Annotated in this window: 15 protein-coding genes and 1 pseudogene; 11 read left to right on the plus strand and 5 right to left on the minus strand. The window is 71.6% G+C overall.

The window, feature by feature from the left end:
• Positions 1-18: 18 nt before the first annotated feature.
• Positions 19-1,710, plus strand: coding sequence for a phospholipid carrier-dependent glycosyltransferase (locus KHP12_RS46810; protein ID WP_086879940.1), 1,692 nt, complete (start codon positions 19-21; stop codon positions 1,708-1,710).
• Between the two features lie 351 nt (positions 1,711-2,061).
• A complete protein-coding gene (locus KHP12_RS46815) occupies positions 2,062-2,607 on the plus strand; it encodes a CAP domain-containing protein (protein WP_086879939.1) in 546 nt (181 codons plus the stop codon).
• Position 2,608: 1 nt separating this feature from the next.
• Here the strand turns inward: KHP12_RS46815 and KHP12_RS46820 are convergent, their stop codons facing one another.
• Complete coding sequence (locus tag KHP12_RS46820; protein WP_086879938.1) at positions 2,609-3,292, minus strand: TetR/AcrR family transcriptional regulator; 684 nt, start codon at positions 3,290-3,292, stop codon at positions 2,609-2,611.
• A 90-nt stretch (positions 3,293-3,382) separates the two neighbouring features.
• Between KHP12_RS46820 and KHP12_RS46825 the strand changes: the two genes are divergently transcribed.
• Positions 3,383-4,342 (plus strand): NAD(P)-dependent alcohol dehydrogenase, encoded by a 960-nt coding sequence (locus KHP12_RS46825; RefSeq protein ID WP_086879937.1) that lies wholly within the window; start codon positions 3,383-3,385, stop codon positions 4,340-4,342.
• 137 nt (positions 4,343-4,479) lie between these two features.
• Positions 4,480-6,780 (plus strand): HelD family protein, encoded by a 2,301-nt coding sequence (locus KHP12_RS46830; protein WP_086879936.1) that lies wholly within the window; start codon positions 4,480-4,482, stop codon positions 6,778-6,780.
• 48 nt (positions 6,781-6,828) lie between these two features.
• On the opposite strand, the gene KHP12_RS46835 is transcribed toward KHP12_RS46830, so the two are convergent.
• Positions 6,829-8,346 carry a glycoside hydrolase family 28 protein gene (locus KHP12_RS46835; RefSeq protein WP_107471666.1) on the minus strand — a complete coding sequence of 506 codons (1,518 nt, stop codon included), beginning with the start codon at positions 8,344-8,346 and terminating at the stop codon, positions 6,829-6,831.
• A gap of 224 nt (positions 8,347-8,570) precedes the next feature.
• On the opposite strand from KHP12_RS46835, the gene KHP12_RS46840 reads away from it, so the two are divergent.
• The 5 genes and pseudogenes from KHP12_RS46840 to KHP12_RS52640 all read left to right on the plus strand — a co-directional run bounded on the left by KHP12_RS46840 (position 8,571) and on the right by KHP12_RS52640 (position 13,960).
• Entirely contained in the window at positions 8,571-9,005 is a 435-nt protein-coding gene (locus tag KHP12_RS46840) for an SRPBCC family protein (RefSeq protein ID WP_086879935.1), read from the plus strand.
• An 89-nt stretch (positions 9,006-9,094) separates the two neighbouring features.
• A pseudogene (locus tag KHP12_RS46845) lies at positions 9,095-9,226 on the plus strand (helix-turn-helix domain-containing protein); the annotation flags it as partial.
• A gap of 317 nt (positions 9,227-9,543) precedes the next feature.
• Entirely contained in the window at positions 9,544-9,708 is a 165-nt protein-coding gene (locus KHP12_RS52005) for a hypothetical protein (protein WP_246649351.1), read from the plus strand.
• A 116-nt stretch (positions 9,709-9,824) separates the two neighbouring features.
• Complete coding sequence (locus KHP12_RS46855; RefSeq protein WP_308289537.1) at positions 9,825-11,144, plus strand: NAD(P)/FAD-dependent oxidoreductase; 1,320 nt, start codon at positions 9,825-9,827, stop codon at positions 11,142-11,144.
• A 131-nt stretch (positions 11,145-11,275) separates the two neighbouring features.
• Positions 11,276-13,960, plus strand: a complete 2,685-nt coding sequence (locus KHP12_RS52640) for an SMI1/KNR4 family protein (RefSeq protein ID WP_086879933.1) — start codon at positions 11,276-11,278, stop codon at positions 13,958-13,960.
• 21 nt (positions 13,961-13,981) lie between these two features.
• Here the strand turns inward: KHP12_RS52640 and KHP12_RS46865 are convergent, their stop codons facing one another.
• Positions 13,982-14,575, minus strand: a complete 594-nt coding sequence (locus KHP12_RS46865; RefSeq protein WP_086879932.1) for a TetR/AcrR family transcriptional regulator — start codon at positions 14,573-14,575, stop codon at positions 13,982-13,984.
• Between the two features lie 132 nt (positions 14,576-14,707).
• On the opposite strand from KHP12_RS46865, the gene KHP12_RS46870 reads away from it, so the two are divergent.
• Together KHP12_RS46870 and KHP12_RS46875 are read left to right on the plus strand one after the other, a co-directional pair.
• Positions 14,708-15,898: a cytochrome P450 gene (locus KHP12_RS46870; protein ID WP_211834637.1), complete on the plus strand. Its 1,191-nt coding sequence runs from the start codon at positions 14,708-14,710 to the stop codon at positions 15,896-15,898.
• A gap of 5 nt (positions 15,899-15,903) precedes the next feature.
• Positions 15,904-16,119, plus strand: a complete 216-nt coding sequence (locus KHP12_RS46875) for a ferredoxin (RefSeq protein ID WP_037953950.1) — start codon at positions 15,904-15,906, stop codon at positions 16,117-16,119.
• Positions 16,120-16,158: 39 nt separating this feature from the next.
• Here the strand turns inward: KHP12_RS46875 and KHP12_RS46880 are convergent, their stop codons facing one another.
• Positions 16,159-17,022 carry an SAM-dependent methyltransferase gene (locus KHP12_RS46880; RefSeq protein WP_211834638.1) on the minus strand — a complete coding sequence of 288 codons (864 nt, stop codon included), beginning with the start codon at positions 17,020-17,022 and terminating at the stop codon, positions 16,159-16,161.
• Between the two features lie 149 nt (positions 17,023-17,171).
• On the minus strand, positions 17,172-17,375 hold the full coding sequence (locus KHP12_RS46885; RefSeq protein WP_037953954.1) for an MbtH family protein: 204 nt from the start codon (positions 17,373-17,375) through the stop codon (positions 17,172-17,174).
• Positions 17,376-17,390 lie beyond the last annotated feature (15 nt).

A 17,390-nucleotide genomic window follows, 5' to 3' on the forward strand; every position in this document is an offset into this window, starting at 1 on the left:
GCGTTAGCGTCTGTCGCTATGCGGTGGGCGGGTGTGATCGACAGCGTGACCAGGACCGTCGGCGGGCCGAAGGGCCGGTGGCCGGCGGCGCCGGCGCGGCATCGGCGGTGGCTGGTGGTGGCCGCCGTCGTGGCGCTCCTCGTCCAGATGGCCGTCGCGATGGTGACCACGGCGGTGGAGCAGACGCCGACCATCGACGAGCCCGTGTACGTCGGCGCGGCGGTGGACTCCCTGCACCATCACCGGGTGCGGTACAACCCCGAGCACCCACCGCTGGGCAAGCTCATCATCGCGACGGGGGTGGCGTTCGCCCGGCCGCACCTCGACGCCGGTTTCACCGGTGACCAGACGGCGCTCGGGCGGCATGTGCTGTACGAGGCGGGCAACGACCCCTGGCGGCTGATGCTGTGCGCACGGCTGCCGATGATCGCGCTGACGCTGCTGTTCGGGCTGGTGGTGTTCGCGTTCGCCCGCGAACTGACCGGCCCGGTGGGCGGGGCGGTGGCGCTCGCCCTGTACGCCTTCTCGCCGGACGTCATCGCGCACGGCTCGCTCGCCACGCTCGACGTACCGGCGGCCGGTTTCCTGCTGACGTCGGTCTGGCTGCTGTGGCGGGCGCGGCGGCGGCCGCGATGGCACCTTCCACTCGCGGGGGTGGCGCTCGGCGCCGCCCTCGCCACGAAGATGAGCATGCTGGCCGCGGTCCCGGTGCTGCTGCTCCTGGCCGTGCTCTCGGTCTGGTACGCCCGCCGTACGCACCACCGCACACCGCGCGACCACATGCGGTCGCTCGGGATCGGCGTGGCGGCGGCGGTGGCCATGGCGCTGATCGCGGTGGCCGTGGTGTGGGCCACCTACCTCCTGGTCGACCCCCGGCTGCGCTGGACGCCCACCGGGCCCGTGCCCACCGTCCAGGGCTTGCGCGGGCTCGCCGTCCACTGGCTGCCGCTCCCGGAGGCGTACCGCGACGGGATGCGCATCCAGTTCGGCTTCGAGCAGGACACCTGGCGTGGCTTTCTGCTCGGCCGCCGCTATCTCGGGTCGCTGTGGTACTACCTGCCCGTCGCGCTGCTGGTGAAGACGCCCTTGGGCATGCTCGCGCTCTGGTCGGCCGGGACGGTCGCGATGCTGCTGGTGCCCCGGCTGCGGCCCGCCGCGCCGTATGTGCTGGTTCCCGCGGCCGTGCTGCTGCTCGCCGCCCTGGACGGGGCCCGCAACCTCGGTGTCCGGTACGCCATCTTCCTGCCGATGTTCCTGGCGGTGGCGGCGGCCGGGCTGATGGCCGTGCGGCGGCGATGGGCGTACGGGGCCACGCTGGCGCTGGTGCTGTTCGTCGCGGTCAGCTCGCTGCGGACGTATCCGTACTACCTGCCGTACTCCAACGAGGCGTTCGGCGGCCCGTCCCGAACCCATCTGCGGCTGCACGACTCGAACGTGGACTGGGGGCAGGACCTGGGGCGGCTGGCCGACCGTCTCCGGGAGCGCTACCGGGGTGAGCGGATCTGGCTCGTCTACAAGGGCAGCGGTGTGCCGTCCGCCTACGGCATCCATGCCTCCGACCCGCGCCGGGCCGCCCCGGACGAGGTGCGCGGGCTGCTGGTGGTCTCGGACTCCTCGATCGCCCAGGCCACCGGACGGCTGGCGGCGCTGATCGACGGCAGCGAGCCGATCGACGAGGTCGGCCACTCGATCACCATCTACCGCCGCTGACCGACCCCCGGCCATGTCATGACATCTCTCACATCGAGTGCCGGAGTAAAGGGGGCGTAGGGGTGCATATCGACTAGGCGGCATAGTGGTTTTTGTCTGCCCTGTCGGACATGGTGGATTCTCCATGGCGTCCACCCCCGGCGCTTCGGGCGCGCCACCCACTCGCCTGGTTGCCGCGACGTGTGATGGCGCGTCGGGCCGCCGTGGCCTCCCCCGGAACCCGCTCAGCATGACTCGCCGCTGAGCGCAAGTTCCGCCCTCACTACGAACTCGTGTCGTACGAACACGTGTGTTGCCCATGTGGCGGACGGCTCCAAGAATGACGGGCCTCAACCGAGTGTGAGGTCCCGAATGAGCAAGCACCGCAGCAGCACGACGCACCGCCGCAAGATAGCCATCGCCACGCTCGCCGTGGCCGCCGTGGGCGTTCCCTCGGCCGCGATGGCGTCGCAGTCCACCGCCCCCGCGCGCTCCCATTCCGCCACCCCCACGGGCTCGCCCTCCGCCACCACCGCGGCCGCCACGGACCAGCAGGAAGTGGTGGATCTCGTCAACAGCGAGCGCAGCAAGGCCGGTTGTGAGCCGCTGACCGTGAACGAGAAGCTGACCAAGGCCGCCCAGGACCACAGCGAGGACATGGCGGCCCACCGCAACATGTCGCACACCGGCTCCGACGGCTCCTCCCCGGGCGACCGGATCGAGCGCGCGGGCTACTCCTGGAGGGCCTACGGCGAGAACGTGGCCTTCGGCTATGACTCGCCCAAGAGCGTCATGGAGGGCTGGATGAACAGCTCCGGCCACAAGGCCAACATCCTGAACTGCGACTTCAAGGAGATCGGCGTCGGCCTGGCGCAGCCCGGCAACTACTGGACGCAGGACTTCGGCACCGCCCGATAGCTCATCCCCCGGCTGTCCGGGGCAACCGGCCCAGTCCCAGCGGGGCGGGTGGCGGAAGGGGGCGGGCCGGTTCGGCCCGCCCCGCCTCGAAGGACCGCAGGAGGTGGGCGACCAGCCGCCGGGACGCGGCCGGTGCCGTTGCCGGGTCGCCGATGACACCTCTGTTGGCCAGGAAGACGAGGCTCAGGTCGGACACGTCGAAGTCCTCGCGCAGCCGCCCCGCGGCCTTGGCACGCCGGACCACCTCGGCGAAGCCCTCTTCGATCCGCAGCCGCTCCCGCTCGAAGCCGACCACATCGGGCAGCGTCGACAGCAGGGCGTCGTTGAACTCCCGGTCCCGCGTCTGTGAAGCACACACCGTCTCGATGGTCCGGCGGAAGGCCCGCCACGCGTCGTCGTCGGCCAGGGCGTCGTCGACGATCGCCGCACAGGTGGTGAACTCGTCCGAGAACACCTCCGTGACCAGCGCCTCCCGGGTGGGGAAACGCCGGTAGAGCGTGGCCACCCCGACCCCGGCATGACGGGCGATGGTGGCCATCGGCACATCGAGCCCACGCGACACGAACAGCGCCCGGGCCGCCTCGAGGACGCGCCGGCGGTTGGACGCCGCGTCGGACCGCAACCCCGGACTTCCGGCGTCCCGAACACCGGTGGCGGGCGCTATCTGAGAGACGTGAGCAGGCATGTTTCTCACCTTACGCCGACCGGGCGGTTTCCCCCTCTGCGCGCATTAGCTTGGCGACAACCCCGATGTGCGAAAGGGACGATGAGGGCGATGAGCGAGATGCGCGCGGCGCGGTTCGACCGGTACGGACCCCCCGAGGTGCTGTACGAGGGCACACTGCCGAAGCCGGTGGCCGGTCCGGGCGAGGTGCTGGTGCGGGTGCACGCCACGAGTGTGAACGGCGGTGAGCTCTCGGGCCGGGCGGGCAAGCTGAAGCTGGTGACCGGGTGGAAGTTCCCCCAGGGCACCGGCGTCGACATCGCCGGGGAGATCGCCGAGGTGGGCTCCTCCGTGCGCCACCTCGCGGTGGGCGACCGGGTGTGGGGCGCGATGCCGCACCTGAGGTTCGGGGCGGCCGCCGAGTACGTGGCCGTCCGGCCCCGTCAGCTCTCCTACGCCCCCGAAAGCCTCGACCTCGTCCGGGCCGCGGCCCTGCCCGGCGTCGGCACCACGGCCATCACGGCGCTGCGCGACAAGATCGGCCTGATGCATGGCGAGCGGCTGCTGGTGCGGGGCGCGGCCGGCGGTGTCGGCAGTGTCGCCGTCCAGCTCGGACACGCGCTCGGCGCCCATGTCACCGCGCTCGCCGGGGCGAAGACGCTCGACCTCGTCCGGGAGCTCGGCGCCGATGAGGCGCATGACTACCGGACCACCGGCCCGGCCGCCCTCGGGCCGTTCGACGCCGTGCTGGACACGGTGGGCACCGAGCTCGGCGCCTATCGCCGGCTGCTGGCGCCCGGTGGGCGGATGGTGGGCATCGCCTTCGACACCGACCGTCCGGTGTCCTCGCTGGGCGCCGTGCTCCTCTCCGCCGTGCACGGCGCCCGGCGGGTGCGGTTCTTCACGGGAAACCCCCTGCACCAGCTCTTCGCGGACCTCGCCGCGTATGTGGAGAACGGGGCGATCCGGCCGGTCGTCGACACCGTCCATCCGCTCTCCGATATCGCACAGGCCCATCGCGCCATGGAGGCCGGCGGTGTCCGCGGAAAGCACGTCATTCAGGTGAAATGAGGCCATAAAACAGAGAAACGCCCCGGCTGCCTTGACGGCCGGGGCGTTTCTCGGCGTATATTGGGGATTTCCTTGTGCCATTGAATTCACGGCATGGGGAAACCTGATGAAGTCATCGTATCCCGGCGGGAGTCGAATTGTCAAACGAGGAATGGGACCGTGAGCAAGAATTCCTTGATCTGCTCAACGGGCGCCTCGCCGAGCTCAGGGCACGAGCCGAGGAGTCGGTGACCGAGGCCCTGTCCTTGGAGGGCACCACCTTCCAGGCGCGGCTGGAGCGCGATGTGCTGGTGGCCGAGCGGTCCGGGCTGCTCGCCGCGTTCGAGGCGGGGGAGCGGGGGCTGTGCTTCGGCCGGCTGCTGTTCCGCGACGGCCACGACTACCACATCGGCCGCATCGGCATCCGCCGCGATGACGCGGACCGCACCCCGTTGGTCATCGACTGGCGGGCGGATGTGGCCCGTCCGTTCTACCTCGCCACCGGGCACACCCCCATGGGGCTGCGCCGCAGGCGTCACATCACCACCGAGGGACCCAAGGTCACCGGGTTGCACGACGAGATCCTGGACCTCTCGGACACCATACGGACCGGGCATGAGGGATCCGACGCGGACGCCGTGCTGCTCGCCGCGCTCGACGCCGCCCGCACCGGCCGGATGCATGACATCGTGCAGACCATCCAGGCCGAACAGGACCAGATCATCCGCGCCCCGCACCACGGCGTCCACGTCGTGGAGGGCGGCCCCGGCACCGGCAAGACCGTCGTGGCGCTGCACCGCGCCGCGTATCTGCTCTACGCGCACCGGGAGTCGCTGGCCCGCCGCGCGGTGCTGATCGTCGGACCCAACCCCGCGTTCCTCGGCTACATCGGCGAGGTGTTGCCCTCGCTCGGTGAGACCGGTGTGCTCCTGGCCACGCTCGGCGAGCTCTTCCCCGGTGTGACGGCCACCGGCACCGACACCCCCGAGGCCGCCGAGGTCAAGGGCCGCGCGGCGATGGCGGACGCGCTGGCCCGCTTCGTACGGGACCGGCAGACGGTGCCCGACCCCGCGATCGTCATCGAGCACGACGACGGCGATCTGGTGCTGGACAAGGACATCGCGTCCGAGGCCGGCCACAAGGCCCGGGAGACCGGGCTGCCGCACAACCTCGCCCGTCCGCACTTCGCCTTCCGCGTCATCGACGCCCTCACCGACCAGCTCGTGGACCGGATCGGCGCGGACCCCTTCGGCGGGCCCAACCTCCTCGGCGCGGACGACGTCGCCCAGCTCGGCAAGGCGATCGCGGTCAACCCCGAGGTGCACGCGGCCATCGCGGAGCTGTGGCCGACCCTCACCCCGCAGCAGCTCGTGGCCGACTTCCTCGGCGACCCCGTCCACCTCTCCGAGGCCGACGCCGCCGCGATCCGCCGCACCGACGGCGAATGGACCCCCGCCGACGTCCCGTTGCTGGACGAGGCGGCCGAACTGCTCGGCCACGACGACGCGGCGGCCCGCGCCGCCGCCGAGGCCGAGCGCCAGGAGCGCATCGAGTACGCACAGGGTGTGCTCGACCTCTCCTACGGCTCCCGCACCCTGGAGTTCGAGGACCGCGAGGACGAGGAGTCGGAGGTGCTGGCCGCCCACGACCTCATCGACGCCGAACGGCTGGCCGACCGCGCCGAGGAGCGCGACCACCGCAGCGCCGCCGAACGCGCCGCCGCCGACCGCACCTGGGCCTTCGGCCACATCATCGTGGACGAGGCCCAGGAGCTGTCCGCGATGGCGTGGCGGCTGCTGATGCGGCGCAGCCCGACCCGTTCGATGACGCTGGTCGGCGACCCCGCGCAGACCGCGGAGCCGGGGGGCTGCGGCTCCTGGTCCTCGATCCTGGAGCCGTACGTCGGCGACCGCTGGGAGCACAGCCGGCTCGGCGTCAACTACCGCACCCCGACCGAGATCATGGACGTCGCGGCGCGGGTGGCCCGTACCGTCGACCCCGCCTTCCAGCCGCCGCGCTCGGTGCGCGCCACCGGGGTGCGGCCGTGGGCGGAGCACACCGGCGATCTGCCCGGCGCGGTGGCCGCGGCCGTGGCGCGGGAGACCCGCACCGAGGGCCGTCTCGCGGTGATCGCCCCGAAGGACCGCCATGACGCGCTGTCAGCCGCCCTCCCGCAGGCGTCCACCGGCCGGTCCCCGGACCTGACCAGCGCGGTGGTGCTGCTCGACCCCCGGCAGGCCAAGGGGTTGGAGTTCGACACCGTGATCGTGGCCGAGCCCGCGGAGTTCGGCACCAGCGACCTCTATGTGGCGCTCACCCGGGCCACCCAGCGGCTGGGCGTGGTGCACACCGGGCCGCTTCCGGAGGGCCTGCGTGACCTGGCCGACAGGGCGGATCCGGCCGACCTGCCCGACGTGGCCGGTCACGAGGCGGCCGACGGCTCCGAGCGGCGCGGCTGACCGCCGTCGGCGGCCGGCCGTGGTGTGCCACGGCCGGCCCGTCGTGGGTCACGAGGAGCAGTTCTCGCTGGATCCGCTGGCGCTCACCCGCAGCGCTCCGCCGGAGGTGCTGGCGCTGTCGGCGAGGCAGTAGCCGGACACGTTCTGGACGACGACGTCCGCGGGGCTGTCACTGCCGCGCTGTGCGGTGAAGTGGTTGAACCGCAGCGCGCTCCCGGAGTTGGCGATGACCGCCGGACGTCCGTCGTTCTTGGCGAACCGCACCGAGCTGTCGTTGAAGGTGATGTGATCCGCGTTGTGCAGATACCAGCCGAAGGCGGGACGGGTGCCGATGCTCTTCGGGTTGTAGTCGCCGGCGTCATTGCTGGGAACACCGGTGGACATGGTGCCGTTGCCGCCGGGCACGGTCAGATTGACGTTGTTGAAGGTCACACCGCTGATGTGGTTGCCACCGGACTCGCCCCACAGCGTCGGGCTGAAGGAGGGGGTGTTCCCGGTCCCGGTGATGTTGTCGTAGGTGATGTCGCTGATGTGGCCGACTCCCGGATTTCCACCACACCGTTTTCTCGTCCCGATCTTCTGCATGATGGGGGAGTGCACATTGGTCATGGTGATGTCGCGGTAGTGCACATCGGAGATGTTGGCACCGTCCATCGAGACCATGCCGAGCCCGGATTTGTCCGCACCGGTGATGGTGATGCCCTGGAAGTTGTAGTCCGAGAAGTCACCGCAGGTCTCGGAGCCGAACATCAGGGCGTTGCAACACTTCGCGGAGAGTTGTGAATCGGTCACCTTCACATGGCCGTTGGACAGTTTGGCGCCCAGGGCGTAGTCGCTCTTGAAGGCGAGCGCGTCGTCGTTGGCGGCGATATCGGCATGGGTGATGGTCACATTGGTGGTGCTGATGATGTTCCAGCCGTCGCGGTCGCTCGCCGTGTCGATGGTGAGATGGTCCGAGGTCACGTTCTTGCAGCCGTTGATGAGGGCCGCGAAGTGGCCACCGCGCCGCAGGGTGATCCCGCCGAGGGTCAGCCCGTCGCAGCGGGTCAGCGAAATGATCTTGTCCGCCTCGCCGGAGTCGGGGTTGCCGGTGATGAGGTTGCCCGCGCCGTCGATGGTGCCCGAACCGGTGAACCCGATGTTGGTGAGCTTGTCGCCGTAGAACATCGCGTTGTGGAAGTGGCTGTGGCCGTAGTCCTGGTAGTCGTCGTTCGGATTGGACTCGGGCTTGTCGTAGGTGTCCGCGCTCGAACCGAGGATGGTGGCCCCGGAGTCCAGCTGGAGGGTCACCTCGCTCTTGAGATGGACGGTGTTCTTGGACTTGTACTGTCCGGACGGGAAGCGGACGATTCCGCCCCCGGCGGCGTTGGCCGCCGTGATGGCCTTGTCGATGGCGGCGGAGTCGTTGGACGAACCGTCGGCCTTCGCGCCGTAGTCCATCACGCTGAACACCGGTGCCGCGGTGGTGGCCGTGTCCCGCGCGGGAGCGGCGGCCGCCTGCGGCACCTGCGATAACCCGAAGACGGCGGCGAGGGCGAGCGCCGCGCCTGCGGCGAGTCTCTTCATCTCTCGTTCTCCTTCTCCTGTGGAGCCGTGGAGATCCGACGTGTTGGAAGGTCTGGACCTGCTTGAGCTGCGAGAATCCCTCTGGTGGGGCGACTTCCGTCTGCGCCGGACCAGAAAGGTAGGACCTCTCTCCTTTCTGTGGAAGGTAACAGGCGGATCCGAGCTGTCAATGGCCTCAGCCGCCACGACCGCCTCCCCGGTCGTCGATCGCCTACGATCCCGCTGTGGCCCCCTTCCGCATCGAGCGCCGCTCCGCACTGCCCGTCGACGAGACCTGGCGACGGCTCACCGACTGGCCGCGCCACGGCGCCCATGTGCCGCTGAGCGGCGTCACCGTCCGCCCGGCGGGGCCGACCCGGGTGGGCACCGTGGTCGTGGTGCGCACGGGCGTCGGTCGCGCCGGATTCGACGACCCCATGGAGGTCGTGCGCTGGGACCCGCCCACCGGGGACACTCCCGGCAGTTGCAGGCTGGAGAAGCGCGGCTCGGTGGTCCTCGGATGGGCCGAGATCGAGGTGCGCCCCCGGGACGGTGGATCCGAGGTGGTGTGGCGCGAGGAGGCGCGACTGCGGGGACTGCCCCGCCTGTTCGACCCGCCGACGGTCTGGTCCGGCCGTCTGTTCTTCGGCCGAGTGGTCGACGCGTTGCTCGAGGCCTGACAGCCGCCCCGCCCCGCCGGTAGTGCGGTGCCGACCGGAACGGATGTTCTGATACTCGGCCATAACCCAGCCGTCGTGGAGTGATTGAGATGCAGTTGAGGTACAGCTTCCGCCTGTACCCGAACGGTCCTCGGCGCTCAGCGCCGGCCAGGGCGTTCGGGTGTGCGCGGGTGGTCTACAACGATGCGCTCCGCGCCCGTGAGACCGCCCGCGCCGCAGGTGAGGCTACGACGCCACCCGCACCTGGGAGGCGGCCGCCCGCCACCTCGCCGGGGACGGCCCCGGCACGCACCCGGGCCGTACGGACGGGACCGTTCGCTCGCTGCTGGCCTTCTTCGACACCCAGCACCTCGCGCCCACCTTCGGCGCCGAACCCTGGCAGCCGCAGGCCCCCGAACTCGCCGCCCGGCTCGACCGGTTCCACACCGCCTGGGAGGCGGGGCACGAGCGAGCGGCCCTGCGGGAGCTGCGCCCGTACGCCCGGCTGCTCGCCGCCGCCCCCGAGCGCATCAGAGCCGGTGTCGCGGACCGGGGCTTCGTGGCGGACAGCGCGCCCTGGCTGGACGCGCCGTCGCTGTGGGGGCGCGCCTTCGAGCGCACCCTGGACGCGCTGGGCGCCCGTCTCGTGCGCATCGCCGACGGAGTCCTCGACACCTTCATCGCCGAGTCGGCCGAAGGCGCCGGGGTCACCAAGACCGCCTGAAACCGTTGAATCGATTGCCTTTGCCACCCTTGTGGGTGGTGACGCTCGGATGATTCTGCACTACGCTCCGTAGCATGGGGGTACCGGGGGAAGGTACGGAACAAGGGACCGCGGTAGTGATCGGCGGAGGTCTCGCCGGGCTGCTGGCCGCATGGGCGCTGCGGGGATATGCCGAGCGCATTGTCATAGTCGAGCGTGACCGCTATCCCGACGGGCCGGCGTTCCGCTCGGGCGTTCCGCAGGCGCGTCACGCGCATCTGCTGCTCGAGGCCGGGCATCGGGCGCTGGAGGAGCTGATGCCCGGCGCGCGCGAGGAGTTGCTGGCCGCCGGCGCGGTGCGGGTGCCGATGTCGGGCGTGCGCTGGCTCAGCGCGGCCGGATGGCTCGCGAAGTACGAGAGTGAGGTCGCGTTCCTCTCATGCACCAGACCGCTGCTCGACCATACGGTGCTGCGCCGGGTGCGCGCCGAGCCCACGGTGCGATGGCTGGAGAACACCGACGTCGTCGGACTCCTCGGCACCCCGGGCGAGCTGACGGGTGTCCAGGTCCGGGCGCGGGGCGACGCCCGCGCCCGGGTGCGCGAGCTGCGCGCGGAGATGGTGGTCGACGCCTCCGGGCGCACCTCCTCGGTCCCCGCCTGGCTGACCCGGCTGGGCTGTCCGCCCACCCCCGAGGAGCGTGTCGACGCGGGGGTGTCGTACGCCAGCCGGATGTACCACCGCCCCGCCGGGGCGGATCCGGGCTTCGACGTGCTCTATCTCCAGACCAAGGCCCCCGACGCGCCCAGGCTCGGCGTGGTGCTGCCCGTGGAGGGCGGCCGGTGGATCGCCAGCGTCGGCAGTATGCGGGGAGCGCAGGCCGAGCCGGGTGCGGCCGGTTTCGACCGGCAGCTGCGTCTGCTGCGGGACCCTAGCCTGCGCGAGCTGCTGGCCGCGGCCGAGCCCGCCGGTGCGGTCCGCGGCTTCTGGCCCGGCCCGGGTGTGCGGCGTCACTACGAGCGCCGGGCGCCGCGAGGGCTGGTCGTCATCGGCGACGCCGTATGCACCTTCAACCCGGTCTACGGCCAGGGCATCACCGTGTCCGCGCTCGGCGCCCGCGCCCTGCGGGCCGCCGCCGAGCGCCACGGCGGCATCGGCCACCGTACGGCGCACACCGCCCGTAAGAGCATCGCGGCCGCCGCGGACACCGCGTGGATGCTGTCCTCCAGCGAGGACGTGCGCTTCCCCACCACCACGGGCGGCCCCGCCGGACTGGGGGTGCGGGCCCAGCACCGCTATCTGGACCGGGTCATCCGGCGCGCCACCGTCGACCCGGAGGTCTGCAAGGTCCTGCACGAGGTGATGTCCATGGTCGCCGCGCCCACCGCGCTGATGCGCCCCGCCGTCCTCGGGGCCGTGCTGCGCGGCGGAGGGAGCGGCCGACCCGCATCCCCCTAGAGATCGTCGCGGATCACGGACGGTACCGGTCGGCCGCCCTAGCATCGGCAGCATCCGGGTGTTGTGAGGCCACCCGCACCCATGCCCCGACGACATGTCAATGGACCAGACGGCCCCATCAGGAGCACAGCGTGCGAGCGACTTTTGCGGATTTCACCATCGATCCGCCTCGATTCGGCAATGGCACGGCCCGGTACATACGGTGCCATCCCGACCGGGACCGTCTCGCGATCGGCGCGGGCGGACGTGTCGAGCTCGACTTCGCGCTGGACGGCGGCGAACTGCCGGAGCAGCTGACGCTCACCCTGATCGCGCGGGTCTCACCGCTGGGGGAGTCCCTGGGATGGGCGCCCATCGACATCACCGTCAACGGACATGCGGTGATCTCGCGGTTCACCGTGCCCGGTGGCGCCCGCCCACGGGAGGCGGCCTTCGCGGTCCCCGGTGAGGCACTGGTGGCGGGCCTGAACACGCTGTGCGTCCGGGGCTGTGCCGAGGCGCGTGGGCTGCTCTGGCTGTACCGGATCAGCGTCGAGCCGTCCCGCATCTGCGCCCGTACGCACCTCATGGCGGAGGAGCGCCCGGCCGAGGCGGCGGTGTGCGCCTACCGCACCGAGTGGCGCGCCCCGGGCTCCGCCGAATGGCGGCCCGCCCCACGGCTGCTGGTCCATCTCGACCGGGGCGAGGGCTCGCTGCCGGTCCGGCTCGCCTGGCGCGCACAGGACGGGCGGGAGGCGTCGATCGGCTTCCAGCCGGCGATGACGGAGTTCTACGGGCACCGCAGGGCCGCCGACGGCACGCTCACCGAGTACCGGGGGGTGCTGGAGGGCCGCTCACCGCTGCGGGACAGCGCGCTCGAAGAGGTGATGCACCGCTTCCGCACGGTGGAGGGCTGCGGGTCCGGGGGCCCGGGCCTCCGCCAGGAGCTGCGGCTGCTGATCGAGGACGGGGGACCGCCCGTCGAGCGGGTCATCTGGGGCGATCCGTCGGGCCACTCGGGCACGGTGTCGCTGCTGGCCGCCGAGCCCGGTCCGGAGGCCGAGGTGACCGACCTGGTCACCAAGGTCCGGGCGCACAGCGAGTTCGCCGAGGCGGGTGAGGTCGCGGAGAACCTGCTGCACGACTCATGGCACAAGTGGCTGGGCCATGGCGACCGCGCCTGGCTGGAGTTCACCCTGCGGCGGTCGGTGGCCGTCGGCCACTACGTCCTGACCTCGGCCGACGACGTGCCGGGACGCGACCCGAAGGACTGGACCCTCAAGGGCTCGAACGACGGGGAGCACTGGGCGGACCTGGACTCCCGCGTCGAGGAGAGCTTCGCGCACCGCCATCAGCCCCGGGGATTCACCTTCGCCGCCACCACCGCCTACCGTCACTACCGCCTGGAGATCACCCGGAACGCGGGGGAGGACCAGATCCAGCTCTCCCAGGTCCGCCTCTTCACCTCGGCCCCGCAGCCGAAGGGCTTCATCGGCCACTACCAGCGGGCGGGCGAGGCACCCACCGGATACCGCGGCACATCGGTGTCGGCCGCCCCGGAGCCGGGGTCCGTGACGGGGCCGCCGCGGACCGTCGAGCAGTGGCGGTCCTATCTGGCGGAGTACAGCGCGACCATCCTGCGGGTGGCCGACGAGGACGAGCTGAGCGAGGTCGACGACGAGCAACGTGCCGCCGGGTGGCTCGGGTTCGAGGGCGCGGACGAGGAGAGCGTCCTGGCCCTGGAGGAGCGGCTCGGCACCCGGCTCCCGCCGAGCTACCGCACCTTCCTGGGCGCCTCCGACGGCTGGCTGAACATCAGCCCGTTCATGTGGCGGATGCGCCCGGCCAAGACCGTCGGCTGGCTGCGCGAGGCCGACCCCGAGACCTGGAGCGTCATCCGGGGCGGCGAGGGCGAGGACTGGGACGACACCGCGTTCATGGACCGGGCGCTGCTGGTCTCGGAGGAGGGCGACGCCCAGCACTGGCTGCTGGACCCCGCCGATGTGTCCGAGGACGGGGAGTGGGCCGCGTACATCTGGGCGAGCTGGTATCCCGCTCTGGGCGACCGGCACGCCTCGTTCGCCGAGCTGGTCGTCGAGGAGCGCAAGGGCTTCGAGGGCCGGGCGGCCCATGAGGCGCGCATGGGGCGTCCCGGGACCGCCGAGGATCTGGTGGCCGAGGGCAGGGCGCAGGCCCTGCGCGGCGAGGTGCGCAAGGCGATGGCCACCTTCGAGCAGGCCGCGGTCAAGGGCTCGGGCGCCGGTGCGTATCTGGGCATCATCCTGGGGGCGTTCCTCGACATCAGCGCCGCCCACCACTGGATACGCACCGGCATCCTCGGGGACCCGCGCGTCCTCGAGGCGATCGGCATGGAGCAGTTACGGGCCGAGGCCGCCCCGCTCTATCTGCGCTGCGCGGCCGAGGAGTGGACCGGCGCCCCCGGCGGCTATCTCTCGGCCCTCGGCGACATCCTGCCGCGGCTCCCCGACGGCGTGGACGGCGTCGTGGGCGCGGGCGGTGTGGCCGCGAGCGGCGCCGCCACCGAGGGCGACGACACCGCCGCCTGGATGGCCAGGGCCGCCGCCTTCGCCCCGCCCGTCCTGCCCGAGTCCCGCACCTTCCAGCAGGCCCTGGACCTGGCCAGGGCGCTGGCCGACCGCGGTGCCACCGATCAGTCCTGGGCCGTGCTCGAGGCCGCCCTGCCGCACTGGCACTGCGACTCCCCGCACCGCATCGCCCCGGTCGTGCTGCTCACCGATCCGGCCTTCCGCGAGGTGGTCACTCCGGCCCGGGCCCGTCGCGTCGTCACCACACCCCGCGGGGAGTTCCGCGAGTAGCGCCCCGGCCCGCACGGCCGCCTACGGCCTGCCGCCTGCCGCCGGAAGGCCGTCCAGGAGGGTGCCGAGCGCGGCCGTGACCAGCGCGCACACCTCGTCCGGATCCGCGTCCGTCAGCGGCTCCTTGCCCACCAGCACCCGCATCATCCCTATGCCGAGCAGCCAGGACAGCGCCAGATCCGCCCGCAGCTCGTGGTTGTCGGCGCTGGACAGGGAGGCCAGCACCCGCGCGTAGTCGTCGCTGATGGCACGCACCGCCGTACCGATCTCGTCGCCGCTGTCGACCGAGCGCAGCAGCGTGGCCAGCGCGCGGCTGCCCGGTTCCCTGCCGCCGTGGCCCAGCAGCCCGCGCAGGGCGGCCTCCAGCAGCTCATCGGGTGGGGTGGTGCGCAGCTGCTCCTCCCCGTTGTGCGCGATCACCTCGCCGAACAGCGCTCTTTTCGAGCCGAAGTAGCGGAACAGCAGCGCCTGGTTGACCCCCGCGCGATCGGCGATGTCCCGGACCGTCGCCCGTTCATAGCCCCGCTCGGCGAACAGCGCCGCCGCGGCCTCCAGCAGCCGCCGACGTGTGTTCCGCGCGTCCCGGCGCTGCCCCTCGGACACGGTCGTCCCCATCACGACACCCCTCTCGTCTGCCTCCGGCGATTTCCCTCCGGCCCGTCAGATCGACGGCGCAAAGGGGCCGTTGACCGTACCAGCCGCCGCCTCCTAGCTTTGTAAGCACGTGCTTACGCAAGGGAGGTCACGATGACCACAGCGGATACGACACCCATCGCCTATCCCTTCAACTCCGCCGAGGGGCTCGCGCTCAGCGAGGCGTACGACCAGGCCAGGAACCGCACCGGATTACTCCGGGTGCGCATGCCCTACGGTGAGCCCGCCTGGCTGGCCACGCGGTACGCCGACGCCCGGCTGGTGCTCGGGGACCGGCGCTTCAGCCGGGCCGCGGCGCTCCACCACGATGTGCCACGGCAGTCCGAGGCCCGGCGCGACAGCGGCATCCTGACCATGGACCCGCCCGACCACACCCGGCTGCGCACCCTCGTGGCCAAGGCGTTCACCGTCCACCAGGTGGAGAAACTCCGCCCGTGGGTAAGGCAGTTGACCCATGACCTGCTCGACGAGCTCGAGGCCGCGGGGCCACCCGTCGATCTCGTGGACCGCTACGCCCTGCCCATTCCGGTCGGGGTCATCTGCGCCCTGCTCGGCGTCCCGGAGGAGGATCGCCCCAAGTTCCGCACCTGGAGCGACGCCGTGCTGTCCACCAGCTCCCTGAGCGCCGAGGAGTTCGACCGGAACCGCGATGAGCTGCGCGCCTATATGGCCGGGCTGATCGAGGAGCATCGCATCCGCCCGCGGGACGACATCATGACGTCGCTGATCGAGGCGAGGGACGCGGGCGACCGGCTGTCCGAGCTCGAGCTCGTCGATCTGTGCGTGGGCATCCTGGTGGCCGGGCACGAGACCACGGCCACCCAGATCCCCAACTTCGTGCTGACGCTCCTGGACCACCCGGACGAACTGCGCCGGTTGCGCGAGGAGCCCGCACTGCTGCACGGCGCCGTCGAGGAGCTGCTGCGCTTCGTCCCGCTGGGCATGGCGGCGTCCTTCCCCCGCTACGCCACCGAGGACGTCGAGGTGGGCGGCACTCTGGTGCGCGCCGGGGAGCCCGTGCTCGTCGCCGTCGGCTCGGCCAACCGCGACGCGCTGCGCTTCGACGAGCCGGGCACCCTGAATGTCGCCCGCCCCGCCACCCAGCACCTGGGCTTCGGCCACGGTGTGCACCACTGCCTGGGCGCGCCCCTGGCCCGGCTGGAGCTCCAGGAGGCGCTCGGCGCGCTGATCACCCGCTTCCCCGGTCTGCGGCTGGCCGGGGATGTGGAGTGGAAGGGCCAGATGCTGGTCCGTGGGCCTCGCGTCATGCCCATCGGGTGGTGAGCCGGATGACCTGGAAGGCGGAGGTCGACGGCGGCCGGTGCATGGCGTCCGGCATGTGCGCCGGTATCGCCCCCGACCTGTTCGCCCTCGACGAGGAGCACGCCCGGCCGCGACGCGAGGAGGTCCCGGAGGAGGAGCGGGTGCTGGACGCGGCGGACTCCTGTCCCGCGCTGGCGATCACCATTCGCGACGGCACCACGACCGTCGGACCGCGTCCCTGAACCCCGTCCGTCCCTGAACCCCGTCCGGAAGACCCCGGGTCAGGACTTCTGCGCGACGCCCGCCCAGAAGGACACCTCTTCGTCGGTCACATCGCCGGTCTCCACATGGGAGTCCCTTTCGGCCAGGTCGGCGCGCCAGCGGTGCGGCACCTCCAGGCCCGGTTCGACCAGCTCCAGACCGGTGAAGAAGCGCTCCACCTCGTCCCTGGTGCGGATTTTCCCCTGGATGCCACCGCTGTGGTAGACCTGCACGGTCTTCTGGGTGGCCTCGGGGTCGAAGTCCGGGGTGATGTGGCTCAGCACCAGGAAGGAGCCGGGGACGAGCGCGTCGACCAGCCGCTGGACGAGGTCGTACGGGCCCCACTCGTCGGGGACGAAGTGCAGGAGCGAGACGAGGCTCAGCGCGACCGGCTGGGAGAGGTCCAGCACCTCGGTGAGGTCGGGCGAGGCGAGGATGGCCTCGGGCTCGGTGACGTCCCCGTGCACATAGGCGGTGCGGCCCTCGGGGTGGCTCTTGAGCAGGGCCTGGGCATGGGCGAGGACGATGGGGTCGTTGTCCACGTAGACGACCCGGGACTCCGGGGCGATGCCCTGGGCGACCTCGTGCAGATTCGGCCGGGTGGGAATGCCGGTGCCGATGTCGAGGAACTGGCGGATGCCCCGATCGGCGGCGAGGAACCGGATCGCGCGGTGCATCCAGGCCCGGTTGGTCCGGGCGGCGATCATGACACCCGGCCACAGGGTGAGCACCTTGGCCGCGGCCTCACGGTCGGCGACGTAGTTGTCCTTGCCGCCCAGGAAGTAGTCGTACATCCGGGCGCTGTGCGGTCGCCCCTGGTTGAGGGGGGAGTTGGGGGGCTCCGGCCCGCTTCCGGTCTGGGATGCCACCCCTTGCGCGGTCACGTGGTGTTCTCCTCCGTATCCGGGCGCGATCCCTCACGCCGCGGCCGACTGTCCCAAGGATGGTAACCGCGTGATCGCATGGGGAAGTTGAGGGGCCCGGTGCGGCCGGCGCCATCACGCGCCGGCCGCGCCGCGTCACCAGGCCCCGGTCAGGAGGCCGCGTTGTCCATGCGTTCGCGCAGGCTGCGCGGCCGCATGTCGGTCCACACCTCGTCGACGTAGGCGGAGCACTCGTCCTTGGTGCCCTCCTTGCCGACGGTGTGCCAGCCCTCGGGCACCTCGAGGTCGGCGGGCCACAGCGAGTACTGGTCCTCGTCGTTGCGCAGCACCTGGTAGCGGGCGTTGTCGTCCATGGTCGTTCTCTCCTG

This window comes from Streptomyces asiaticus (genome assembly GCF_018138715.1).
In the GTDB taxonomy this organism is placed as follows: Bacteria; Actinomycetota; Actinomycetes; order Streptomycetales; family Streptomycetaceae; genus Streptomyces; species Streptomyces asiaticus.